This is a genomic window from Bacillus sp. EKM208B (genome assembly GCF_011800725.1).
Lineage (GTDB): Bacteria > Bacillota > Bacilli > Bacillales > Bacillaceae > Bacillus > Bacillus velezensis.
Genome location: NZ_JAANHO010000009.1, coordinates 40,994 through 60,351, shown reverse-complemented (window position 1 = coordinate 60,351; position 19,358 = coordinate 40,994). Strand labels below are relative to the sequence as shown.

Sequence of the window (19,358 nt, the reverse complement as noted above, 5' to 3'; positions counted from 1 at the left end):
TGATCGTTACCTGCGGCCATTTGATGTGTGCTGTTATTTTTTTTCATCTTTTTTCTCATCTTTCTTGTCGTTCTCTTTGTTATCTTTCGCTTTGTCTTGTTTGCTTTCATCCTGTCCGGCGGAAGCTTCGGCGGTGTCACCGTTTTCCTTCGCTTCTTTATGCTGTTCCTCCGCCTCTTTTTTCGCCTTCGCAAGCTCGCTTTCCACGGCGTCCAGTTCTTTCTGCTTTTCGTCGTCTTTCATACTGTCATCCGCTAATAATTGCTGTTTATATTTTGTAAGTCCGAGCCAGATGTACGGGTTGTACTCAAGATTGCGGCCGATTTTGATGGCTTCTTCATTTTCCCCTCTGCCGATATCAATCCAATAAAGGAAATGCTTCGGGTCTGATTGCAGCGTGACCAGATTCCCGATGTTTTTCCTCTGCTCTTCCCTCAGATTTTCAACTGCCACATAAGAGGAAGCAAGCTCATACTGCACAGATTCCGGGAGGCTTTCCGCATCGTATTTAGCGAGTGTGTCAATGACTTTGCTGTACTGCTGATTTAAAAAATAGCGGTTGCTTTCTGTAATTGCCTCTTGCTTCGGCTGGGCGAAAAACAGAACGTATAAGGAGTAAAGAAGTGTCGGCACAAGGAGGACGGCAAGCGCCAGACCGGCGTATCTTTGGATTTTCCATTTCTTTTTCGGCAGTTTTATGTATGTCTTGTCCCTTTCTTCGAGGGAATCAATTGCGGTTTGAATGGTTTCTTCCAGTTCTTCAATCGTCTCCGCCTCTAGCACGCTTTTCACCTCAGGAGAGAAGTGAAGCGTCTCCTTGTACTTCAAATATTCATCGAAGGTGTACGCCCCGTCAGCTGCAAGCGCCGCACAGGCTTTGAGCTCTTTTAACACCCTTTCTCTATCTTCCTCATAAGGCGGAAGGCTCTCCTTTACGCCGTAATGAAGAAAGTAAGGCGTCAGCGCTTTATCAAACACGATATTTTCAGGGGCGGCAATCAGATTGAGACGTTTCAGCTTATGCTGTTTCACGGCTTGGACGAGACGGTAGGCAAATTGCCACCTGCTTTTTTTATCTTTTCCTTTTATATAGCGGAAAGCCTGATAAGAAGAAGGAGGTTTGATTGTGATGGTTACTTCGTCTTCTGAAACTGAGACCTCTTTTTGAAAAAAAGGATCAGCATCTTTAATCACGTTTGCTTCCAGCCCGTCAAGAAGCTTGATTTTTTCCCGCTGGAAGGTGAACGTGAAGCCTGATTCGGTTTCTTCCCGGACGGCGTCTAATTCTGTTTCTAAATAAGATCTGTTATGACCTGTCATTCCACCATGTCCTTTCATAAAATTTCAAGGCGGTCTCCGTTCGTAATGCCGCAGTCAGATAGTTTTTGTTCTCCGGAAAAAACCGTTTCTTTATTGACCACTCTGATCCAATAGCCTTCACGCGGCGGAACGGATACATGCTGAGCCTGCCGGGCAATATCAATGACTTTTTTCACAGAATGGTAATCTGACAATCTGAGATCGAAGACGCTGCCGTTATAATGTGTTAAATCTATTGTAATATCGATATACATATTCATATCACCCTTACATAGAAAGAGCGCCGTCTTCTTGATTGAATCAGGCGCTCCGTTTCTTCATTCATCTTATTATCCGCGAATTTGGTTAGCGATATCTTGGTCAGTAGACTCAAGCGTATTTGCCGTTTGATCGAGCTGATGATTCACATCTTGCAGCAATTCAGACATTTTAATAAATGAAGGTTTCAGCTGCTCATATTGATCCGCAAATGCTTCACTTGAAGCACCTTCCCACATGCCTTTCAAATCAGAAATCATGCGGTTCAGGCGGTCAACCTGATTCATGACTTCCTGACTTTCAACGCCATATTGCTTAGCCATCGCTCTTAGCTCTTCGGGTGTGACACGAATTAATCCAGACATATTCCTTATACCCTCCTGTGTCATCAGCCTAAATATGGGCTAATTCACTTATTTTTTGAACGTCATTATTATAAAAACAACCATTCGGCACAGTCAAACAAATCTGTTTTAATTTTACAAAATGAGTCTTATGATATATTCGATTTTTCGGCACATTTACACATTTTGTAAATATAATAGTATGATTTTCTTATTGTTTTCGATTTCATCGAATGATCTTATTGTCCTAGTCCATTTCCCTGCAAAGATGCCTTTCAGTCTGAAAAGCAAGATGGTAAGATCAAGATATGAAGCTATGAAAAAGTAGGGATACAGATGACCAATCCAAAGGATCCATTTAAGTACAGTTTCGACAGGCTTGAAGATGTTGCCGACCATATCAGTGAAGTTCTTCAATGCCCCATTACAATAGAAGACGTTAATCATAAACTGCTTGCATACAGCACGCACAGCGATTGTACAGATCCGGCCCGGACGTCGACGATTATCGGGCGGAGGGTGCCGGAAAAAGTCATCAACAAACTGTGGAAAGACGGAACCATTCCGGCCCTTTTAAAAACGGACCAGCCGATCAAAGTGAAAGAAATTGACGAGGTGGGCCTGAGCAACCGCGTGGCGATTTCCATCTGGAAAAACAGTCAGGTTCTCGGATTTATTTGGGCGCTTGAGATCAAAAAAAAGCTCAATGACGAGGATCTGAAGACACTTCAGCTGGCAGCCAAAGCGGTGCGGAACAAACTTTTGCACCTGCAGATCCGCAAAACGAAAATCGAAGAGCGGGGCCAGGAGTTTTTTTGGAAAATGCTGACCGGCCATATTTATCAGGAAGCCGAGATGGCCGAAGGGTTTCATAAGCTCGGAATGGCGCTGCCGTCCGTGTTCAGCGTCATGATCATCCGTTTACATGATGAGCTGACTGAAAAGACGGAACAGCAGCTGCAATATTTGCAGGAAACGACACAGCAGATTCATGTCATGCTGGCGACTGTTGATTCAAATGAATTAATCTTATTAGCCGCGCCGAAAACCGATCAGCCTTTTAAAGATTTAAAGCACTTCGCCCTTCATATTCAAAAACAGCTGAAGGAACGATATAAAATTGAGGATGCGTCGATTGCGGTCGGCGGTATTTACGAATCGATTTCTTATGTTTACCGCTCCTATCAGGAAGCGCTTTCCGTATTAAAAGCGAAAGAGCGGTTTGTGAGAGAAACCAAACACCTTTTCAGCTTTTCGGAACTCGGCATTTATCAGTACCTGGATGTGTTGGATGAAAAACGCAAGCACAGCGGCTATATGAACTATTCCCTCTCAAAGCTTGAGCAGTATGACAGGGAGCACCAAGCCGATATGGTAAAAACGCTCGAACATTTTATTGATGCCGACAGCAACGTCAACACCGCCGCTAAAGCGCTTAACATCCATGTCAATACATTGAATTACAGGCTGAAAAGAATCAGCCAGATCGCAGAAATCGACTTAAAAAATGCAAATGAAAAGTTTACGATTTACCTTGATATCAAACTTCGCAGCATGGGTTCGTGAAATTTCACAAATCCGTGTTTTTTTATTTTCTGTTTCAAACAAAGAATTTTCGCAAAAATCGCGCTACACTTGAAGCATCACACAAACATTGGGGGAAACAGACATGATTATCGGGGTTCCAAAGGAAATCAAAAACAATGAAAATCGAGTGGCATTAACACCTGGAGGCGTTTCACAGCTTATCGGAAACGGCCATCGGGTTCTTGTGGAATCCGGAGCGGGACTCGGAAGCGGCTTTACAAATGAAGATTACGTATCAGCAGGGGCGGAAATTCTGGAGGACAGAAAGCAAGTATGGGATGCGGAAATGGTCATGAAGGTAAAAGAACCGCTGGCTGAAGAGTATGCGTATTTCCGTCAAGGTCTGGTCTTATTCACTTACCTTCATTTAGCTGCAGAGCCGGAATTAGCTAAAGCGCTTACAGAAAAAGGCGTGACAGCTATCGCGTACGAAACGGTAACGGACGGACGTTCCCTTCCGCTGCTTACGCCGATGTCCGAAGTGGCCGGCAGAATGGCCGCTCAAATCGGAGCTCAGTTTCTTGAAAAACCAAAGGGCGGAAAAGGAATTTTATTAGCCGGCGTACCGGGTGTATCCCGCGGAAAAGTCACGATCATCGGAGGGGGCGGCGTCGGAACAAATGCCGCGAAAATGGCTGTCGGACTCGGTGCCGATGTGACAATGATCGATTTGAACGCAGACCGCCTGCGTCAGCTTGATGATATTTTCGGGCATCAGATTAAAACATTGATGTCAAACCCTGTAAATATTGCAGATTCCGTCGCGGAAGCGGATCTTCTGATCTGCGCCGTGCTCATCCCGGGAGCCAAAGCGCCGACTCTCGTTACGGAAGAAATGGTTAAACAAATGAAACCGGGTTCCGTCATTGTTGATGTTGCCATCGATCAGGGCGGCATTGTGGAAACCGTTGATCATATTACAACCCACGATAATCCGACTTACGAAAAACACGGCGTCGTTCACTACGCTGTCGCCAATATGCCGGGCGCCGTACCGCGTACGTCTACGCTCGCATTAACGAATGTAACCGTTCCTTACGCGCTTCAAATCGCCAATAAAGGCGCGGCACAAGCCATTGCAGACAGCCCTGCGCTTAAAGCGGGCTTAAATACGGCTAACGGACATGTCACGTATGAAGCCGTAGCCAAAGACTTAGGCTATGACTACGTGCCTGCTGAAAAAGCAATGCAAGGTTCGGCTGCAAAAGCTTAATAGATATTGAAGAGGACAGCCTGATCAGCGGGCTGTCCTTTTTTCTTTCTCATAAAAGGAAAAACGGCCCCCTGTCTCGAATATCAATTCATATCCCGGAAGAAAAAGGAGGATTCATATGGCTGTTCAGCACTATGGTGTATTAAAAGGCACTGTGTCAGATATGAAAAGGGAAACAGATGATGATTCTCCGCATTTTCAAGTCGAGGTGCTAGGCGAGCCTGATACGCGCTATCGCTGTGCGATCAATGTCATGTCAAGTTCAAAAGAATCAGAGGTTCTGTATGCGGCACGCGATCATTTTGACGCAAGCGCGATCACCCTGCTGCCCAACATTCCGTATGGATATACCCCAATTGATGAAACCAGCCGTGAGCTGGCGCTGGATTATGTCCGCGGCGGATTGTTTGATCCCCGGAACATGGTGCCCCTCCCGCATGAAGTCACCGGTCCGGATAATGACTTAAATGACTTTATTGAGACGTACATGCAAAAAGCCAAATCAGAAAAAGCCACCGTCTATATTTACGGCTCTAAATTCGGGCCGGAGCCGGGCGCTGATAAGATTTTCGGGTTCAAGCCGACAAACGGCATGCATAATATTCATATGAATCAGGGAAACCCAATTGATACACGCTGGAAGAAGGATAACGGAACGTGGCACGACGGCGGTATTTTAATCCAGTTTGCAGACCAGTGGGCCGCGGTCTTTTTGGCTTTTCTGTCTCAGTCATGGTGCACGAATGAAGAAGGCCACCCTTATACATTTTGTGATCATACACAGCTTAACGGCTGATGTCCGCATAAAAAGCCTGCCGAAATAACGGCAGGCTTTTCTTATTTTTTAGCGGCTTCGGCCTGTTTCAGGCTTTCCGGCCTCATATCACGCCAGTTTGTTTCAATATATTCGAGACAAACGGGGCGGGTTTCATTCGTGAGACGGGTTTCCCAGCCGTCCGGCACATCCAGATAGGCCGGCCACAGTGAGTACTGGCCTTCAGCATTGACGAGCACATGGTATGAGCCGTCTTCCTGTTCAAATGGATTTGTCATATCATCTCTTTCCTTTCTCTACCGGACTGTACGCCGTCCGTTTAATTTCTCTGCCAGAATCGCGCCGATGTCGGCAAGCGGGCCCGGCTGGCACATATCTTTATGGCGGCAGTCTAAGTCATACCGCTCGATTTTCCCCGTAATATACGGTTTCCAAGTATCCGGCTCAATCGGGTCAAACCACTCCGGAATAATCGTGGATCTGAAGAACAGCACATCTCCGTGGAACGGCTTCGGCTTGTATGTTCCTAACAGCCCGACAGAATTAACGTACGTGTCTTTCAGATTCATCATCACTGACTCGTCCAGACTGGCTAATGCGCTTCCCTCACGGCGGAGAATGGTCAGCGCGGTGTCAAAATCAAGCGGCTGATCCCCGAGGCTGTCCGGGTCGTACCCTCCCAGGGCAAGCAGCGCAATAACGGCTTCCTCGTCATCAGGCGCATTTTTTATCGGCAGAAAATGATTCGGATACGCGTCAAGCATCACCAAAAGCGAAACCTCTTCCCCCCGGCTCTGTAATTGTGTCGCCATGGCCTGAATGACATTCCCTCCGAGAGACCAGCCGAGCAGACGGTACGGCCCTTTCGGCTGCACGGTGCGGATTTTTTCAATATAATCCGCCGCCATGTCATCTAAGCTTTGCGGAAGCGGTTCTTTTTTTCCGATGCCTCTCGCCTGTAAGCCGTATATCGGATAATCAGCCTCTAAAGAAGACATCAGCCCGGCATAACACCAGCTGAGACCGCCGGCCGGATGGACACAGAACAACGGTGTTTCTTCTCCTGCCGTTCTGAGCGGAAGAAGAACATCAAGCGCGCTTGTGCCCGTTCCTGACTCAAGTCTTTCAGCAAGGCTTGCCACCGTAGGAGCTTCAAATAATGTTCCGATACTCAGCTCGGCTCCCATCGCTTCCCGAATACGGCTCATTAAATGAACCGCAAGCAAAGAATGGCCGCCTAAATCAAAGAATCTGTCATCAATACCGACACGCGGCAGGTGAAGCACCTCTGCGAACAGCTCACACAGCATTTCTTCCTGCGGCGTTCTCGGTCCCCGGCCGGTGACCTCCGTTTGGAAGTCAGGCGCAGGGAGCGCTTTTCGGTCAAGCTTTCCATTCGGTGTCAGCGGCAGTTCATTCATTTTGACAAAAGCTGACGGAACCATGTAATCCGGCAGGCTTTCTTCGGTAAACCGGCGCATGTCCCCCGTATCCAAGGTGCTGCCGGCAGATCGGACAAGGTAGGCGGCCAGCCGTTTATCTCCCGGCCGGTCTTCACGGACAACTACGGCAGCATCCTCGACATCCGGATGTTTGACGAGAACCGCTTCGATTTCTCCCAATTCAATCCGGAAGCCGCGGATTTTAATCTGGTGGTCCGCTCTGCCCATATAATCAAGAGAACCGTCCGTCCGCAGACGGGCTAAATCCCCTGTCCGGTACATTCTCGTTCCCGGCGGGCCGTACGGATCAGCCACAAAGCGTTCGGCGGTCAGGCTTTGCCGCCCTAAGTAACCGCGTGCCACGCCTCCTCCGGCCACATACATTTCGCCCGTGATGCCCGGAGGCACAGGCTCCAGCCGGTCATCAAGCACATATACGTTCAGATCAGGAATGCCGCAGCCGATGAGGCTGTTTGCCTTCAGTTCGGCAATGTTTTTGTCTAATTCAAGGTAACTGACGTGCACCGTCGTTTCCGTAATCCCGTACATATTCACGAGCACCGGCTGATTGTCTGCGTGGCGGCTGTACCAATCCTCAAGCCGGCTCAGCTCAAGCGCCTCGCCGCCGAAGATGATATATCTGAGTGCGAGCTGACGCCCCAGCTCTTTGTGTTCTTTTTCCGCATGCATCAGCTGGTAAAACGCTGACGGCGTTTGGTTAAGCACGGTCACCCGCTCTTTCACGAGGAGATGTAAAAACGCTTTCGGCGATCTGCTGATGTCATGCGGCACGACGACGAGACGTCCGCCGTGAAGCAGCGGCCCCCACATTTCCCAGACAGAGAAATCGAAAGCGTAGGAGTGAAACATCGTCCATACATCATCAGAATGAAAGTGATACCAATGCCGCGTCGACTCAAACAGCCTGATAACATTGCTGTGCGGAATGATGACACCTTTCGGCACACCTGTTGATCCCGACGTGTAAATGACATAGGCCGGGTGAAGCGGCGACAGCGGACGAATCCGGTCAGCGTCCGCAGGGTTCGTGACGGCATATCGCTCAAGTGTTTCTTTATTCTGCGGGTCATCCAGGATGAAGGCCGGCATGCCGCTTTCGATAGAGAGCTTACTTGCGCCTTCACGGTTGGTGAGCATAAATACAGGCTTGGCATCATGTAACATAAAAGCAATGCGGTCCGCGGGATAATCAGGATCAAGCGGCAAATACGCTGCCCCCGTCTTCAGGACGGCTAACAGCCCGACAATCATATCTAAAGAACGCGGCAGCGCCAGTGCGACAAACTGCTCCGGGCCGACGCCGCGGGCAATCATCATATGCGCGAGCTGATTGGCTCTTTCATTCAGCTCTTTATAAGTGAGCCCGCTCTCTTCAAATACTGCCGCCGTTTCATCCGCTTTTGCGGCGGCCTGTATTTCAAACAATTCAGGCAGTGTCTGCCGAGGCTGAATATGCTGTTTTGCCCGTTTAACCGGCAAAAGCTTCCGGCGCTCTTCATCAGAAAGAATGGTTAAGCTTCCGATCGATTTTTCCGGATGTGATGCAGCATCTTCGAGCAGAAGAAGCAGGCGTCCGGCAAGTGCTTCGGCCGTTTCTTTTCTGAATAAGTCCGTACTGAACTCCAGCAGGCCTTCAATACCGGCAGGCGTGCCGTCGTCATGGCGCTGTTCAGCCAATTCCAGCGTCAAATCAAATTTGGACGATCCGACACTGCTGATTTGCAGGCTTGTTTCCATATCAGGAAGACTGAGTACAGGGTCAGGCGTATTTTGGAATGCGAGCATCACTTGGAACAGCGGATGTCTTGACCGGGAACGAACCGGATTCAATTCTTCCACGAGACGTTCAAACGGCACGTCCTGATGTTCATATGCTGCGAGATTCATTTCCCTGACCCTTTCAAGGAGCTCACAAAAGCTCGGATCGCCAGAGGTATCGGTTCTCAGTACGAGTGTATTAATGAACATACCCACAAGGTCTCCCAATGCGTCATCACTGCGGCCGGCTATCGGACTGCCGATCGGAATATCGGTCCCTGCACCGAGCCGGGTCAGTAACGCGGAAAGCCCTGATTGAAGCACCATAAACAGGCTTACGCGCTGATTTCTGGCAAGTGAGAGAAGACGGGCATGAAGCTCTTGGCCAATGTTGACCGGAATGACGCCGCCCCTGTAGCTTGATTCAGCAGGACGCGGAAAATCAGACGGCAGCTCCAGCTGATCCGGTACATTTTCAAGCGTTTTCTTCCAGAAATCCAGCTGGCGCGCAATTAAGCTCTCAGAATCAGACGCGCTGCCTAAAAGCTGCTGCTGCCAAAGCGCATAATCCGCATATTGAACCGCCAGCGGCGCCCATTCTGCTTTTTTACCTGTTTGCCGGGCGATATAGGCTATGGATAAGTCACGCATGAGCGGATTCAAGGACCAGCCGTCACCTGCGATGTGATGCAGGAGAATCATCAGCGTATACTTGCCGCCACCAAGATCAAACAGCTCAGCCCGGACGGCCGGCTCTTTAGCGAGATCAAACCGATATCGTGCCGCAGCGGCAAGCATGTCTTGGAGCTCGTTTTTGTCCGCACGTGTCACTGTAAACACAGGGCGGGCTTCTTCAGCAGATAAAATGAGCTGATGAGATGATCCCTTATTTTCCGGAAAAACGGTGCGCAAGCTTTCATGACGGCTGACAACATCGTAAAAGGCGTGTTTCAGCGCTGATTGGTCAAGCTTGCCTGACATGCGGACAATCACCGGAATGTTGTAAGTCGGGCTTGGCCCTTCAAGACAGTAGAGAAACCAAAGACGCAGCTGCGCAAATGACAGCGGGATGTGCTCCGGCCGGTCAAACGGCTTGAGCTTAGGCCGCGCACTCTTTGCGGTGTCAAGCTGTGCGGCGAGCCCGGCAACGGTCGGCGTATCAAACAGACGGCCGATGCCAAGCTCTGCGCCCATCGTCTCCCGGACCCGGCTCATCAGGCGTCCGGCTAAGAGCGAATGTCCGCCCAATTCAAAGAACCCGTCATCAATTCCGACCCGCGCGAGACCGAGAACCTCGGCAAACAAATCGCATAATATTTCCTCCTGCGGTGTCCGCGGCCCTCTGTCAGACAGGACAGCGGAAAAATCAGGTGCAGGCAGAGCGCTGCGATCGAGCTTCTTATTCGGCGTCAGCGGCAATTCTTTCAGCTGTACAAACGCGCCCGGCACCATATAATCCGGCAGGCTTTCGGCCATATGTGCACGAAGTCCGCCGATATCAAGGGGCTGATCCGCGACAGTATAAGCCGCCAGCCGCTTATCTCCCGGCTGGTCTTCACGGACAATGACGGCGGCCTGCGAAATACCCGGATATTTCGACAGCACTGACTCAATTTCTCCTAATTCTATCCGGAACCCGCGGATTTTAATTTGGTGATCGGCTCTGCTGATATAATCAAGCGAGCCGTCCTCACGCCAGCGCACGAGATCTCCCGTCCGATACATCCTCGCGCCCTCGGGGCCGTACGGATCGGCAATGAATCTTTCAGCTGTTAAATCAGGACGGTTATAATAACCTCTGGCAAGCCCCTCACCCGCGATATAAAGCTCGCCCGCGATTCCCGGCGGGACGGGCTGCAATGCGGCGTCCAGCACATATACCCGCGTGTTCCAAATCGGCGTTCCGATCGGAGGCGCCCCCGTATGGTCTTTTGCAAGCGGCTGTGCGGCCGACCAGATTGTTGTTTCAGTCGGCCCGTACAGATTCGTCACCGTACAGCCTGATTCAAGCAGAGCATGCATAAGCGCGTTCGGAAGCGCCTCACCTCCGACAAGCACCCGCAGCGCCCGGAGAGAATCCGGTTCATTGGTGACTAATGAATGCCACAATGTCGGCGTTGCCTGCATGATTGAAATACCGTATGAGTGAATCATGTGCGCAAGCGCCCGCGGTTCCTGAATCGTCTCTTTACGTGCGATGACGCACCCCGCCCCGCTGATGAGCGGAAGGAAGAGCTCAAGTCCGGAAATATCAAACGCCGCAGTCGTAACGGCAAGCAGGCGGTCTTGTTCGCCGAGCGGGAACATTTCCCGCATGGATAAGAGGAAATTGCTTACGCTTTTTAATGTGACGACTACGCCTTTCGGTTTGCCCGTTGAGCCCGATGTATAAATGATATAAGCGGGGTGCAAAGGCGAACATTCCGCCTGAGCGGGACAGTCAGCATTTTGAGCGGCAACGGTTTTTACCGTATCCGGGTCATCGAGAATGATCCTTTTTGCATCACTGTCTTCCGGCATGCGGCCGGATAATTCCATCGTTGTAATCAGGCATGCAGGCTGTGCATCTTTGAGCATGTATGTGATACGCTCAGAAGGAAAATCAGGATCAAGCGGCAGGTATGCGGCTCCCGTTTTCAAAACGGCCAGCATGCTCACGGCCAACTCCTGTGACCGCGGAAGCAGCAAAGCGGCAAATTGTTCCGGTCCGAGCCCCTTTTCTTTTAGCATGCCGGCAAGCTGGTTCGCGCGCTTGTTCAATTCGGCATAGCTGAGCTCTTCGTTTTCGGTGATGATTGCCGGCCGGTCCGGTGTTTTTACGGCCTGTTCGTAAAACAGCTCCGGCAGACTTTTCTGCTTCTCGGCCTTGCGCGTGTCATTCCAGCTTTCCAGTACGCGGAGACGTTCACTTTCAAGCAGAAGGTTGAGTGTGCCGATTTTTTGTGTCTGGTCTTTCACAGCGGATTCCAACAGAAGCAGGAATCGTTTTTGATGGTTTTCAATATCTTCGGCGCTGTACACTTCCGGATTCGCATCAAAGTCCACACGCATTCCGCTTCCGTCCGCTCTGTCGTAAACGTTAATTGACAAATCATCAACGGGCCCGGCTGATAAGTTATGAACGGCGCCCGGCGCTCCGGCGAAATCAAGCGCGTAGTCAAACGGCATCACATTGACTTGCGGGCCGAACAGCCTGCGATTTTCTCCGAGCAATTTAAGGTCGCGGCGCATATCTTCATGGCGGTATTTCTGATGGCGCCGGATGTTTCGGATTTCTTTTGCCACTTGGCTGACGGCCTCATGAAAATTCATATCCGGGCGAAGAGAAAGCCGTAAAGGCAGAAGATTCATGACCATACTCGGAATATTCAGTGAAATCGAGCCGATCCGCCCCATCATCGGTAAGCCGAGCACGATATCCCCCGCGTTTGTCATCCGATGGACATATACCGCCGCTGCGGCCGTGACGGCTTCATGCCAGTTCGGAATCGCTTTTACATGCTGTAAAGACGTTTCAGAAAGATAAGCCGTGCTCCTGTGAAAGCTTGTTGACGTTCTCGGCGCTCTTTCCGCCAAACTGACGACATCAGGTTCATCCGCAAATTTCTCCATCCAAAATTCCCGATCTTTCAGGAATTGATCAGACGCGCGGTACTCTTGATCTTCTTTTACCAGATCCTCCAAAGAACCGAAGGAGCGCCCGTTATCCGGACGTCCCTCCCGTATTGCGGTGTACACTTGCGCCGTACGCCGTGCCAGCAGTGAAAAACCGTAGCCGTCTATCGCAATGTGGTGAATGCGCTGATACCAGAAAAAGCGTTCCGGTCCCGCCTGAAATAAAATGTCGCGGAACAAAGGCCCGGCCGCCATATCGACGGGCTCATCCAAATCTGTCTGCATGAGTCTGAGTGCGGCCTGCTTCGGATCAGCTTCTGAACTCACATCTATGACATCGATCGCAGCCTCAAATGGAGGATTGATGATCTGCTTCGGCCCGTCTGCCCCCTCCTCGAAGCGGGCGTGTAATGACGCGGCTTCTGTCAGCACGCGTTCGAGAGCGGTTTTAAATATGTTCACATCGATCGCGCCGTTTATCTCAACGTACTCGCCTGTATTGTAAATCGGATTATCAGGATCAAGCTGCTGCGCAAACCAGATACCGGCCTGTGCGCCTGTCAGAGGCAGCTGTTGTGTATCATGCATTCTATTCTCTCCCTTTATAAATAATCTGCGTTCGGCAAGACTTTTTGAGATCGGGAAGAAAGAAGTCTCCACCACTCTTCCAGCGTCGGGTTCTCCGCCAGTTCCACAAACGTCACTTCAGCTCCGTCACGGCGCCATTGTTCGACAAGGCTCATGATTCTGACGGAGTCAAGACCTCTATCCAGCAGGTCTTCATGATCCGGAATATCAGACGGTGATTCTTGAAGAATCGCCGCAATTTGTTCCCGCACCCGGTCTTTTGTCAATACGGCGGAAGCCTTCTCTTCTCCTTCAGAAACCGGCGCGCCGCCCAGCAGCTCCAGTACTTCGTTTGTCAAAGCCGTGTAAGCGCAGCGCTGAGACGCATATTCGATGGCCATCTTATGTTTTTCCGAAGAAAAATCAGCCACGGCGTCTCCGATAAAGAAGCTTTGGATATCATCCATAAATGCTTCACAGGCTGTGACGAGACAGCCGATGTGTGCATAAATTCCCGTAATCATGAGCTGGTCTCTGCCGCTTTCACGCATGATGTCAAGGAGATTCGTCCGTTTAAACGCGCTGTATCTCCACTTTGTGAGGACAATGTCCTGATCATCCGGGGCAAGCTCCGGAATGACCTTTTCTTCATAAGGCCCGCTTTTTAGCCCCGGCCCCCAAAAATCCGTCAGCAGCGCGCGGTCCGCCGGGTCTTGGCTGCCCGGCTGCGCGGTATACACCACCGGAATGCCGAGTGCTTTGCATTGCTCTTTTATTTTTTTGATATTCTGAGCCGCCTCCGTGATCGGAGCCTCACCTTTCGCAAAAGCATCGACGAAATAATTCTGCATGTCATGGATCAGAAGCACCGCGCGTTTCGGATTCAGCGTCCACGATACTTTATTTTCAGGCATATCTGACGCTGTCGGCAGCGCATATGCGGGAATAGACGGTATAGCCAATGTAAACACTTCCTTTTTTTAAGATTGTTTGATTTCAGCCGGCTTTACTTTTTGGGCGATCGTTTCGCGAAGATCCTTTTTACTGACCTTGCCGACGCCGGTTTTCGGGAAAGAAGCGATAAATTCAATCCGGTCGGGGATTTTATATGCCGCCAATCCGCGCTCACGTAAAAATGCTTTCAGCTCTCCCGGTTTCGGCGCTTCTCCTTTCGGGATGACGAACACACAGGATCTCTCCCCGAGAAAATCATCCGGCATTGAAACCATGGCCGCATCATGAACGGCAGGATGCGCAAGAAGGTGATTTTCCACCTCCTCAGCGGCTATTTTTTCACCGCCCCGATTGATTTGATCTTTCGCACGTCCTTCGACGATGATATAGCCGTCCGCCGTCAGTTTGACGATATCGCCGGTCTGATAAAATCCGTCGGCTGTGAATGATCTTTCATTATGTTCAGGCGCTTTATAATATCCGCGAATCGTGTAAGGGCCGCGTGTAAACAAATGTCCCGCTTCACCGGGGGCGACATCCCGCCCGTTATCGTCTAAAACCCTGACCTCATCAAAAGGTGACATCGGTCTGCCTTGCGTATTGACAATGATTTCTTCAGGATCATCCAGTCTCGTATAATTCACCAATCCTTCCGCCATTCCGAAAACCTGCTGAAGGGTGCATCCGAAAGCGCTCTTTACGCGGCGGGCCGCCTCAGCGCTGAATTTGGCGCCTCCCACCTGCAGCACTTGAAGGCTTGATAAATCATCACTTCGCGAACCGGATGCGTCCATCCACACCATCGCAAGCGGCGGGACGAGCGCTGTAATTGTGACACGTTCTTTTTCAATTAACGGGAAGCAGTCATCCGGACTCGGCGTCGGTGACAGAACAACCCGGCCTCCGGCATATAAAGTTCCCAACACACCCGGCGAGCTGAGCGGATAATTATGCGCTGTCGGCAGAGCGGCCAAATAAACGCTGTGATGATCCAAGCCGCATATTTCCGCGCTGATGCGCAAACTGTATATGTAATCGTCGTGTGTTCGCGGAATCAGCTTGGACAGCCCCGTACTGCCTCCTGAAAGCTGTAAAAAGGCGACTTCCGCCGGGCTTACTTCTTCCAGCTGAACAGGCTCTCTATGCAGGCTGCTCAGTTCTTGAAACTCTTCAGCTTCGCCGGCCACAATGACATGCGCCAAATCCGGAAGTTTGTCTTTCACCTGTCTGGCAAGCGCTCTGTAATCAAAACCTGAATGCATATCAGGAATGATGTATGCTTTCGCCTCTGCAAACTCGCAGAAATACGTAATCTCACTGCTTCTATGAGAAGGCAGTGCGAAAACGGGCAGTGCTCCGAGCCGGAACAGCGCGAAAATCACTTCAAAAAACTCAGCGATATTCGGCAGCTGAACGACAACGCGGTCTTCCTTTTGAATTCCGAGCTTATGCAGTCCCGCCGCTAAACGATCGGCCTTTTCATCTAATTCTTTGTAGCTCCAATGTACATCTTTACACGTCACGGCAGTTTGATTTCCGTATAAAGCCGCGCGCTCTTTCAGCATTCCTCCGAACGTCTCACCCTTCCAGCAGCCGTCTTTTCGGTATTTGTCAGCCCATTCTTCCGGCCATGGCGTAAATCCAGTCAGCACGATCCGTTCCCTCCTTTTTTACAACTCATCTTGGTAAAGCCCCATCGCCCGGAGCATGGTGCGGAATTTGGCCGAGGTCTCGTCCAGTTCATCCTGCGGCTTTGATCCGGCGACAATCCCGGCACCCGCAAAGAGCCGGAGAGACCTTGTTTCCGCTTCGGCGCAGCGGAGTGCGATAATCCATTCTCCGTCACCCTCAGCATCACACCAGCCCGCCATTCCCGTGTAGAAATTGCGGTCAAACGGCTCAATATCCTGAATCGCTTCTCTCGCCGCATCCGTCGGCGTTCCGCATACCGCGGGTGTCGGATGCAGGGCGATGGCCAGCTCAAGTGATGTCGTTGACGGATCACGCAGCTCTCCCTTTACCTCGGTGGACAGGTGCCACATCGCCTCAGTTTTAATGAGTGACGGTTTTTCCGGCACATCAAGCACACGGCAGAACGGTTTAAGGGCGGCGGCCACGGCGGCCACGACTACGGCATGTTCATGCAGATCTTTTGCTGATTGCAGCAGTTCTTCCGCTCTTCTCTGATCCTCGGCGGGATCTGTGCTGCGAGGTCTGGAACCTGCCAGCGGATTGGACAGAATTGATGTTCCGTTTTTGGACAGCAGCAGTTCAGGACTTGCGCCGAAAAGCGTTTTTCTTGTTTCTGACGTTCCCGTCACATCCGCAGCGAATGTATAGCCGCGCGGGTTGTGCTGCGCCAAATGCTTGACGGCCTGAGGAATGTCAATATCCTTTTCAGCGGTCAGATGAAGCGTCCTTGACAGCACGATTTTGCTGAGCGGACCGTCCGTAATGTTGAATACGCCTTGTTCCACACCGCTCATAAAGCCCTCAGGCTCCGGAACGGGACAGATGTCATATGTATTGGATTGCGGCTTTTCTGCGGAAGATACCGCAAACGAAAGCGGGCCTGCCGTATGGACATTCTTCGGTACAAAAAGCCGGGAAGCTTTTCTGCTGTCAAAAGGAATGGCGCCGGCCGCAATCGGATGTTTGATGCCGGCTTGCTTTGCCTCAAGAAGCGTCTGTCTCACGCGTTCAGGCAGTGAATCCAGCTGATTTTCCGCGTCTGTATCAGGCACTTCCGCAAACATTCCTTCCGCAAGCATCGTACTTTTCGGGGAAGCTAAAAAGAACGCCCCGGGCTTGTAAGCGTCCAGCACCTCTTTTGCTGACACTTCCGCCAATAAATGTTGATTTGTCATGTTTGTCCCTCCTTCTCGTTAAATCAAACGCCTAAAGTAGCGCCGCCATCAACGCATAAATCATGCATCGTAATATGGTTTGCCTGTTCAGAAGCCAGAAACAAAACGGCATTTGCAATATCAGAAGGCTTCGCCAGCTTTTGAAGCGGAATTCCCGTTTTATATGTATCAAGCGAACCTCTGATGACGTCCCGGGCTCCGTTCTCGTCCTGCCACAGCGCCCGCTGCATGTCGGTTTCCGTTGAACCCGGAGATACGATGTTGCAGCGGATATGATGGGCCGCAAGCTCCAGTCCGAGGCATTTCGTAAACATGACGGCAGCCGCTTTTGACGCCGCATAAGCCGCCATGGAAGCACGCGGAACGCCGGCTGCATTCGAACCGACCGTAACGATGGCGCCTTTTTGACGCTCAATCATGTACCGGCTTACAGCCCGCGATACATGAAAAACGCCGGTCGTATTAACAGAAAATGTTTGATCCCAATCTTCATCACTGAGGGATTGCACCGGACCCGGCCGCAGCACGCCCGCAACGTTCGCCAATATTTCAATAGGCCCCATGTCGCGTTCAACGGCGGCGATGATATCATTGACAGCCGCACTGTCAGATACATCTGCGGCAAACCCCTGCGCCTGCACGCCTTTTTTCCGAAGTCTGTCAGTAAGCCCGAGAAGCAAGTCTTCATTTGTATCTATAGCTGCCACATTTACGCCTTGTTCAGCAAGGGCAAGCGCTGTTGCTTCTCCGATGCCTTGAGCGGCGCCGGTGACAACGGCCGTTTTCCCTTTCATTCCCAATGCGTCCATATTATCATTCCCTTTCTTTATTGATAATGATTATCATTATCAATTATGATTCAAGACAATCATATCCAAATCAAAACACGCAGTCAATTAGAAAATTAGAATCAGCCGCATTTAGTTCGAAGGGCCTGTTTTTTCTCATACGGGAGAATACGGGGTATGCGGCCCTCCCGGATTCAGGCAGAAACGCAGGGCTCTGCTGATTAAAACGGGCAGGACAGAAATATGGCCTTCTCCTTCAAACTCGCTGTATTCAGCACGGACTCCATCATCTTCAAACCCGGATAATAAAGAGTACAGCGCCTCTGCGTGCTGCGGGATTCTGCTTTTATGTGTTTTTTCAATTTCTCCCGCAGCCAGCAATACGCTGACTTGAAGATTTTCCGCAGAGAGCCGGTCTGACAAACGTTCCGCTTTTTCCTGAATAAAACGCTTGTTCCAGTGAATTGACGGACTCCCGGCAACATAGGTCTGAAACATGTCCGGCCTCGTCAAAAGCACTTGCAGCACAAAAAGACCGCCCAGCGAATGGCCGAAAATCGTCTGCCTGCCTCTGTCGATCGGATAATCCCGCTCCATCGCGGGCTTTACTTCTTCTTCTATAAACTCCAGAAATGCTTCCGCCCCTCCCTGTTCGGGCCATGCCGCGCCGCGCGGATGCACCGGCAGTTCTGATTCAGAAAGCGGCATCGTAAAATCACTGTGACGTTCGGCGGAAAACGGCTGATCTGTCGGGTAGCCGATTCCGACAATCACCGCCGGAACAACGCCTGTTTTTTCAGGCCGTCTGCTTTGCACCCGCAAAGCTTCGGCCATTGTGCCGAATACGGAATTCGCATCGAGCAGGTATATGACGGGGAAACCGGATGCAGGCGGTTCTTCCTGAGGAAAAGAGACAAAGATACGATACGTACGGCCTCCTTTTGAGCGCATTTCTCTTACTTCTGTGCCCGGAACCGCGTATCGGCCGGCCGGCGCGAAACCCCGCTTTATTTGTTTTCCGTCCATTATGTGTTCATCCCCTTTGCGGCAATTGCTTTATTTATGCTTATTGATAATGATTTTCAATATCAAAAGACACCTCAAATAATAGGTTTTTTGCCAAACAAAGTCAATGGATTTTTGATATAAAAAAAGCACCTTATTTCAATAAGGTACCTAAGAACTATATCGTGATAGGAGGCTTAATCCCATGTAAAGCGCTCATTCTTCCATGGATCTCCCCTCATATGGTAGCCGTTTTTCTCCCAAAAGCCGGGGTGGTTTTCCTTTGTAAACTGAATGCCGCGCAGCCATTTTGCGCTTTTCCAAAAATAAAGATGGGGGAAAACGCCTCTTAGCGGATAGCCGTGCTCTGGCGTTAACGGCTCGCCGTTATGCGCATATGCCAGCAGGGATGTTTCCCGCGTAAAATCAGAAAGCGGCAGGTTGGCCGTCCAGCCCTCTTCAGCATGCAGAATGACGAATCCCGCTTCTTTGTGCACGCCCGCTTTCTCAGCGATGTCTTTGGCGCGTATTCCCTTCCAGATATTATCAAGACGGGACCAGCCCGTGACGCAATGAATATCATTTTTCACTTCGGCTTCCGGAAAGGCTTTGATATCTTCAAAGCTTAACAGCATAGGACGGTCAACAAGTCCGTACACTTGCAGATTCCATTTTGACATATCTTCATAATAAGGAACATTTCCGGCGTGAAGCACGGGAAACTTCGTTGTGACATTTTGGTTTGGCGGAATCCGTTCCGACTGTTTTGTTTGTTTCGTTTTCCCGAAAAACATATGGCTCCCTCCATTTAGTAAACCTGCATTAAATCTTTGTTGACAATCAA

14 protein-coding genes are annotated in these 19,358 nt (G+C 50.5%); 3 read left to right on the top strand and 11 right to left on the bottom strand.

The features are described 5' to 3' along the window. Window positions 1-33: 33 nt before the first annotated feature. The 3 genes from essB to G9F75_RS15750 all read right to left on the bottom strand — a co-directional run bounded on the left by essB (window position 34) and on the right by G9F75_RS15750 (window position 1,943). Complete coding sequence (gene essB / locus G9F75_RS15760) at window positions 34-1,320, bottom strand: type VII secretion protein EssB (protein WP_014418774.1); 1,287 nt, start codon at window positions 1,318-1,320, stop codon at window positions 34-36. 14 nt (window positions 1,321-1,334) lie between these two features. Further along, the gene (gene yukD, locus G9F75_RS15755) at window positions 1,335-1,574 is read right to left on the bottom strand and encodes an ESX secretion system protein YukD (protein ID WP_003152015.1); all 240 of its coding nucleotides are present in this window, start codon (window positions 1,572-1,574) and stop codon (window positions 1,335-1,337) included. 75 nt (window positions 1,575-1,649) lie between these two features. Next, window positions 1,650-1,943 (bottom strand): WXG100 family type VII secretion target, encoded by a 294-nt coding sequence (locus G9F75_RS15750; protein ID WP_003152013.1) that lies wholly within the window; start codon window positions 1,941-1,943, stop codon window positions 1,650-1,652. A 315-nt stretch (window positions 1,944-2,258) separates the two neighbouring features. Here G9F75_RS15750 and G9F75_RS15745 point away from each other — a divergent pair, with 315 nt between their 5' ends. From G9F75_RS15745 to G9F75_RS15735, 3 genes are all read left to right on the top strand, one after another. Beyond that, entirely contained in the window at window positions 2,259-3,488 is a 1,230-nt protein-coding gene (locus G9F75_RS15745; protein ID WP_167409225.1) for a sporulation transcriptional activator AdeR, read from the top strand. A 103-nt stretch (window positions 3,489-3,591) separates the two neighbouring features. Next, entirely contained in the window at window positions 3,592-4,722 is a 1,131-nt protein-coding gene (ald, locus tag G9F75_RS15740) for an alanine dehydrogenase (RefSeq protein WP_003152011.1), read from the top strand. A 118-nt stretch (window positions 4,723-4,840) separates the two neighbouring features. After that, window positions 4,841-5,518 (top strand): YukJ family protein, encoded by a 678-nt coding sequence (locus G9F75_RS15735; protein ID WP_007613467.1) that lies wholly within the window; start codon window positions 4,841-4,843, stop codon window positions 5,516-5,518. Window positions 5,519-5,559: 41 nt separating this feature from the next. On the opposite strand, the gene G9F75_RS15730 is transcribed toward G9F75_RS15735, so the two are convergent. From G9F75_RS15730 to G9F75_RS15695, 8 genes are all read right to left on the bottom strand, one after another. Next, window positions 5,560-5,775, bottom strand: a complete 216-nt coding sequence (locus G9F75_RS15730) for an MbtH family protein (RefSeq protein WP_022553715.1) — start codon at window positions 5,773-5,775, stop codon at window positions 5,560-5,562. Between the two features lie 18 nt (window positions 5,776-5,793). Beyond that, window positions 5,794-12,921 carry an amino acid adenylation domain-containing protein gene (locus tag G9F75_RS15725; protein ID WP_167409224.1) on the bottom strand — a complete coding sequence of 2,376 codons (7,128 nt, stop codon included), beginning with the start codon at window positions 12,919-12,921 and terminating at the stop codon, window positions 5,794-5,796. A 14-nt stretch (window positions 12,922-12,935) separates the two neighbouring features. Further along, a complete protein-coding gene (locus G9F75_RS15720) occupies window positions 12,936-13,862 on the bottom strand; it encodes an isochorismatase (RefSeq protein WP_021495375.1) in 927 nt (308 codons plus the stop codon). 18 nt (window positions 13,863-13,880) lie between these two features. Further along, complete coding sequence (locus G9F75_RS15715; protein ID WP_021495376.1) at window positions 13,881-15,506, bottom strand: (2,3-dihydroxybenzoyl)adenylate synthase; 1,626 nt, start codon at window positions 15,504-15,506, stop codon at window positions 13,881-13,883. A gap of 18 nt (window positions 15,507-15,524) precedes the next feature. Further along, window positions 15,525-16,721 (bottom strand): isochorismate synthase DhbC, encoded by a 1,197-nt coding sequence (gene dhbC / locus G9F75_RS15710; protein WP_021495377.1) that lies wholly within the window; start codon window positions 16,719-16,721, stop codon window positions 15,525-15,527. 23 nt (window positions 16,722-16,744) lie between these two features. Then, the gene (locus tag G9F75_RS15705; protein WP_014418780.1) at window positions 16,745-17,530 is read right to left on the bottom strand and encodes a 2,3-dihydro-2,3-dihydroxybenzoate dehydrogenase; all 786 of its coding nucleotides are present in this window, start codon (window positions 17,528-17,530) and stop codon (window positions 16,745-16,747) included. 135 nt (window positions 17,531-17,665) lie between these two features. Then, window positions 17,666-18,535 carry an alpha/beta hydrolase gene (locus tag G9F75_RS15700; protein WP_021495378.1) on the bottom strand — a complete coding sequence of 290 codons (870 nt, stop codon included), beginning with the start codon at window positions 18,533-18,535 and terminating at the stop codon, window positions 17,666-17,668. Between the two features lie 176 nt (window positions 18,536-18,711). Then, window positions 18,712-19,308 (bottom strand): sulfite oxidase-like oxidoreductase, encoded by a 597-nt coding sequence (locus tag G9F75_RS15695; protein ID WP_029973805.1) that lies wholly within the window; start codon window positions 19,306-19,308, stop codon window positions 18,712-18,714. Window positions 19,309-19,358: the final 50 nt, after the last annotated feature.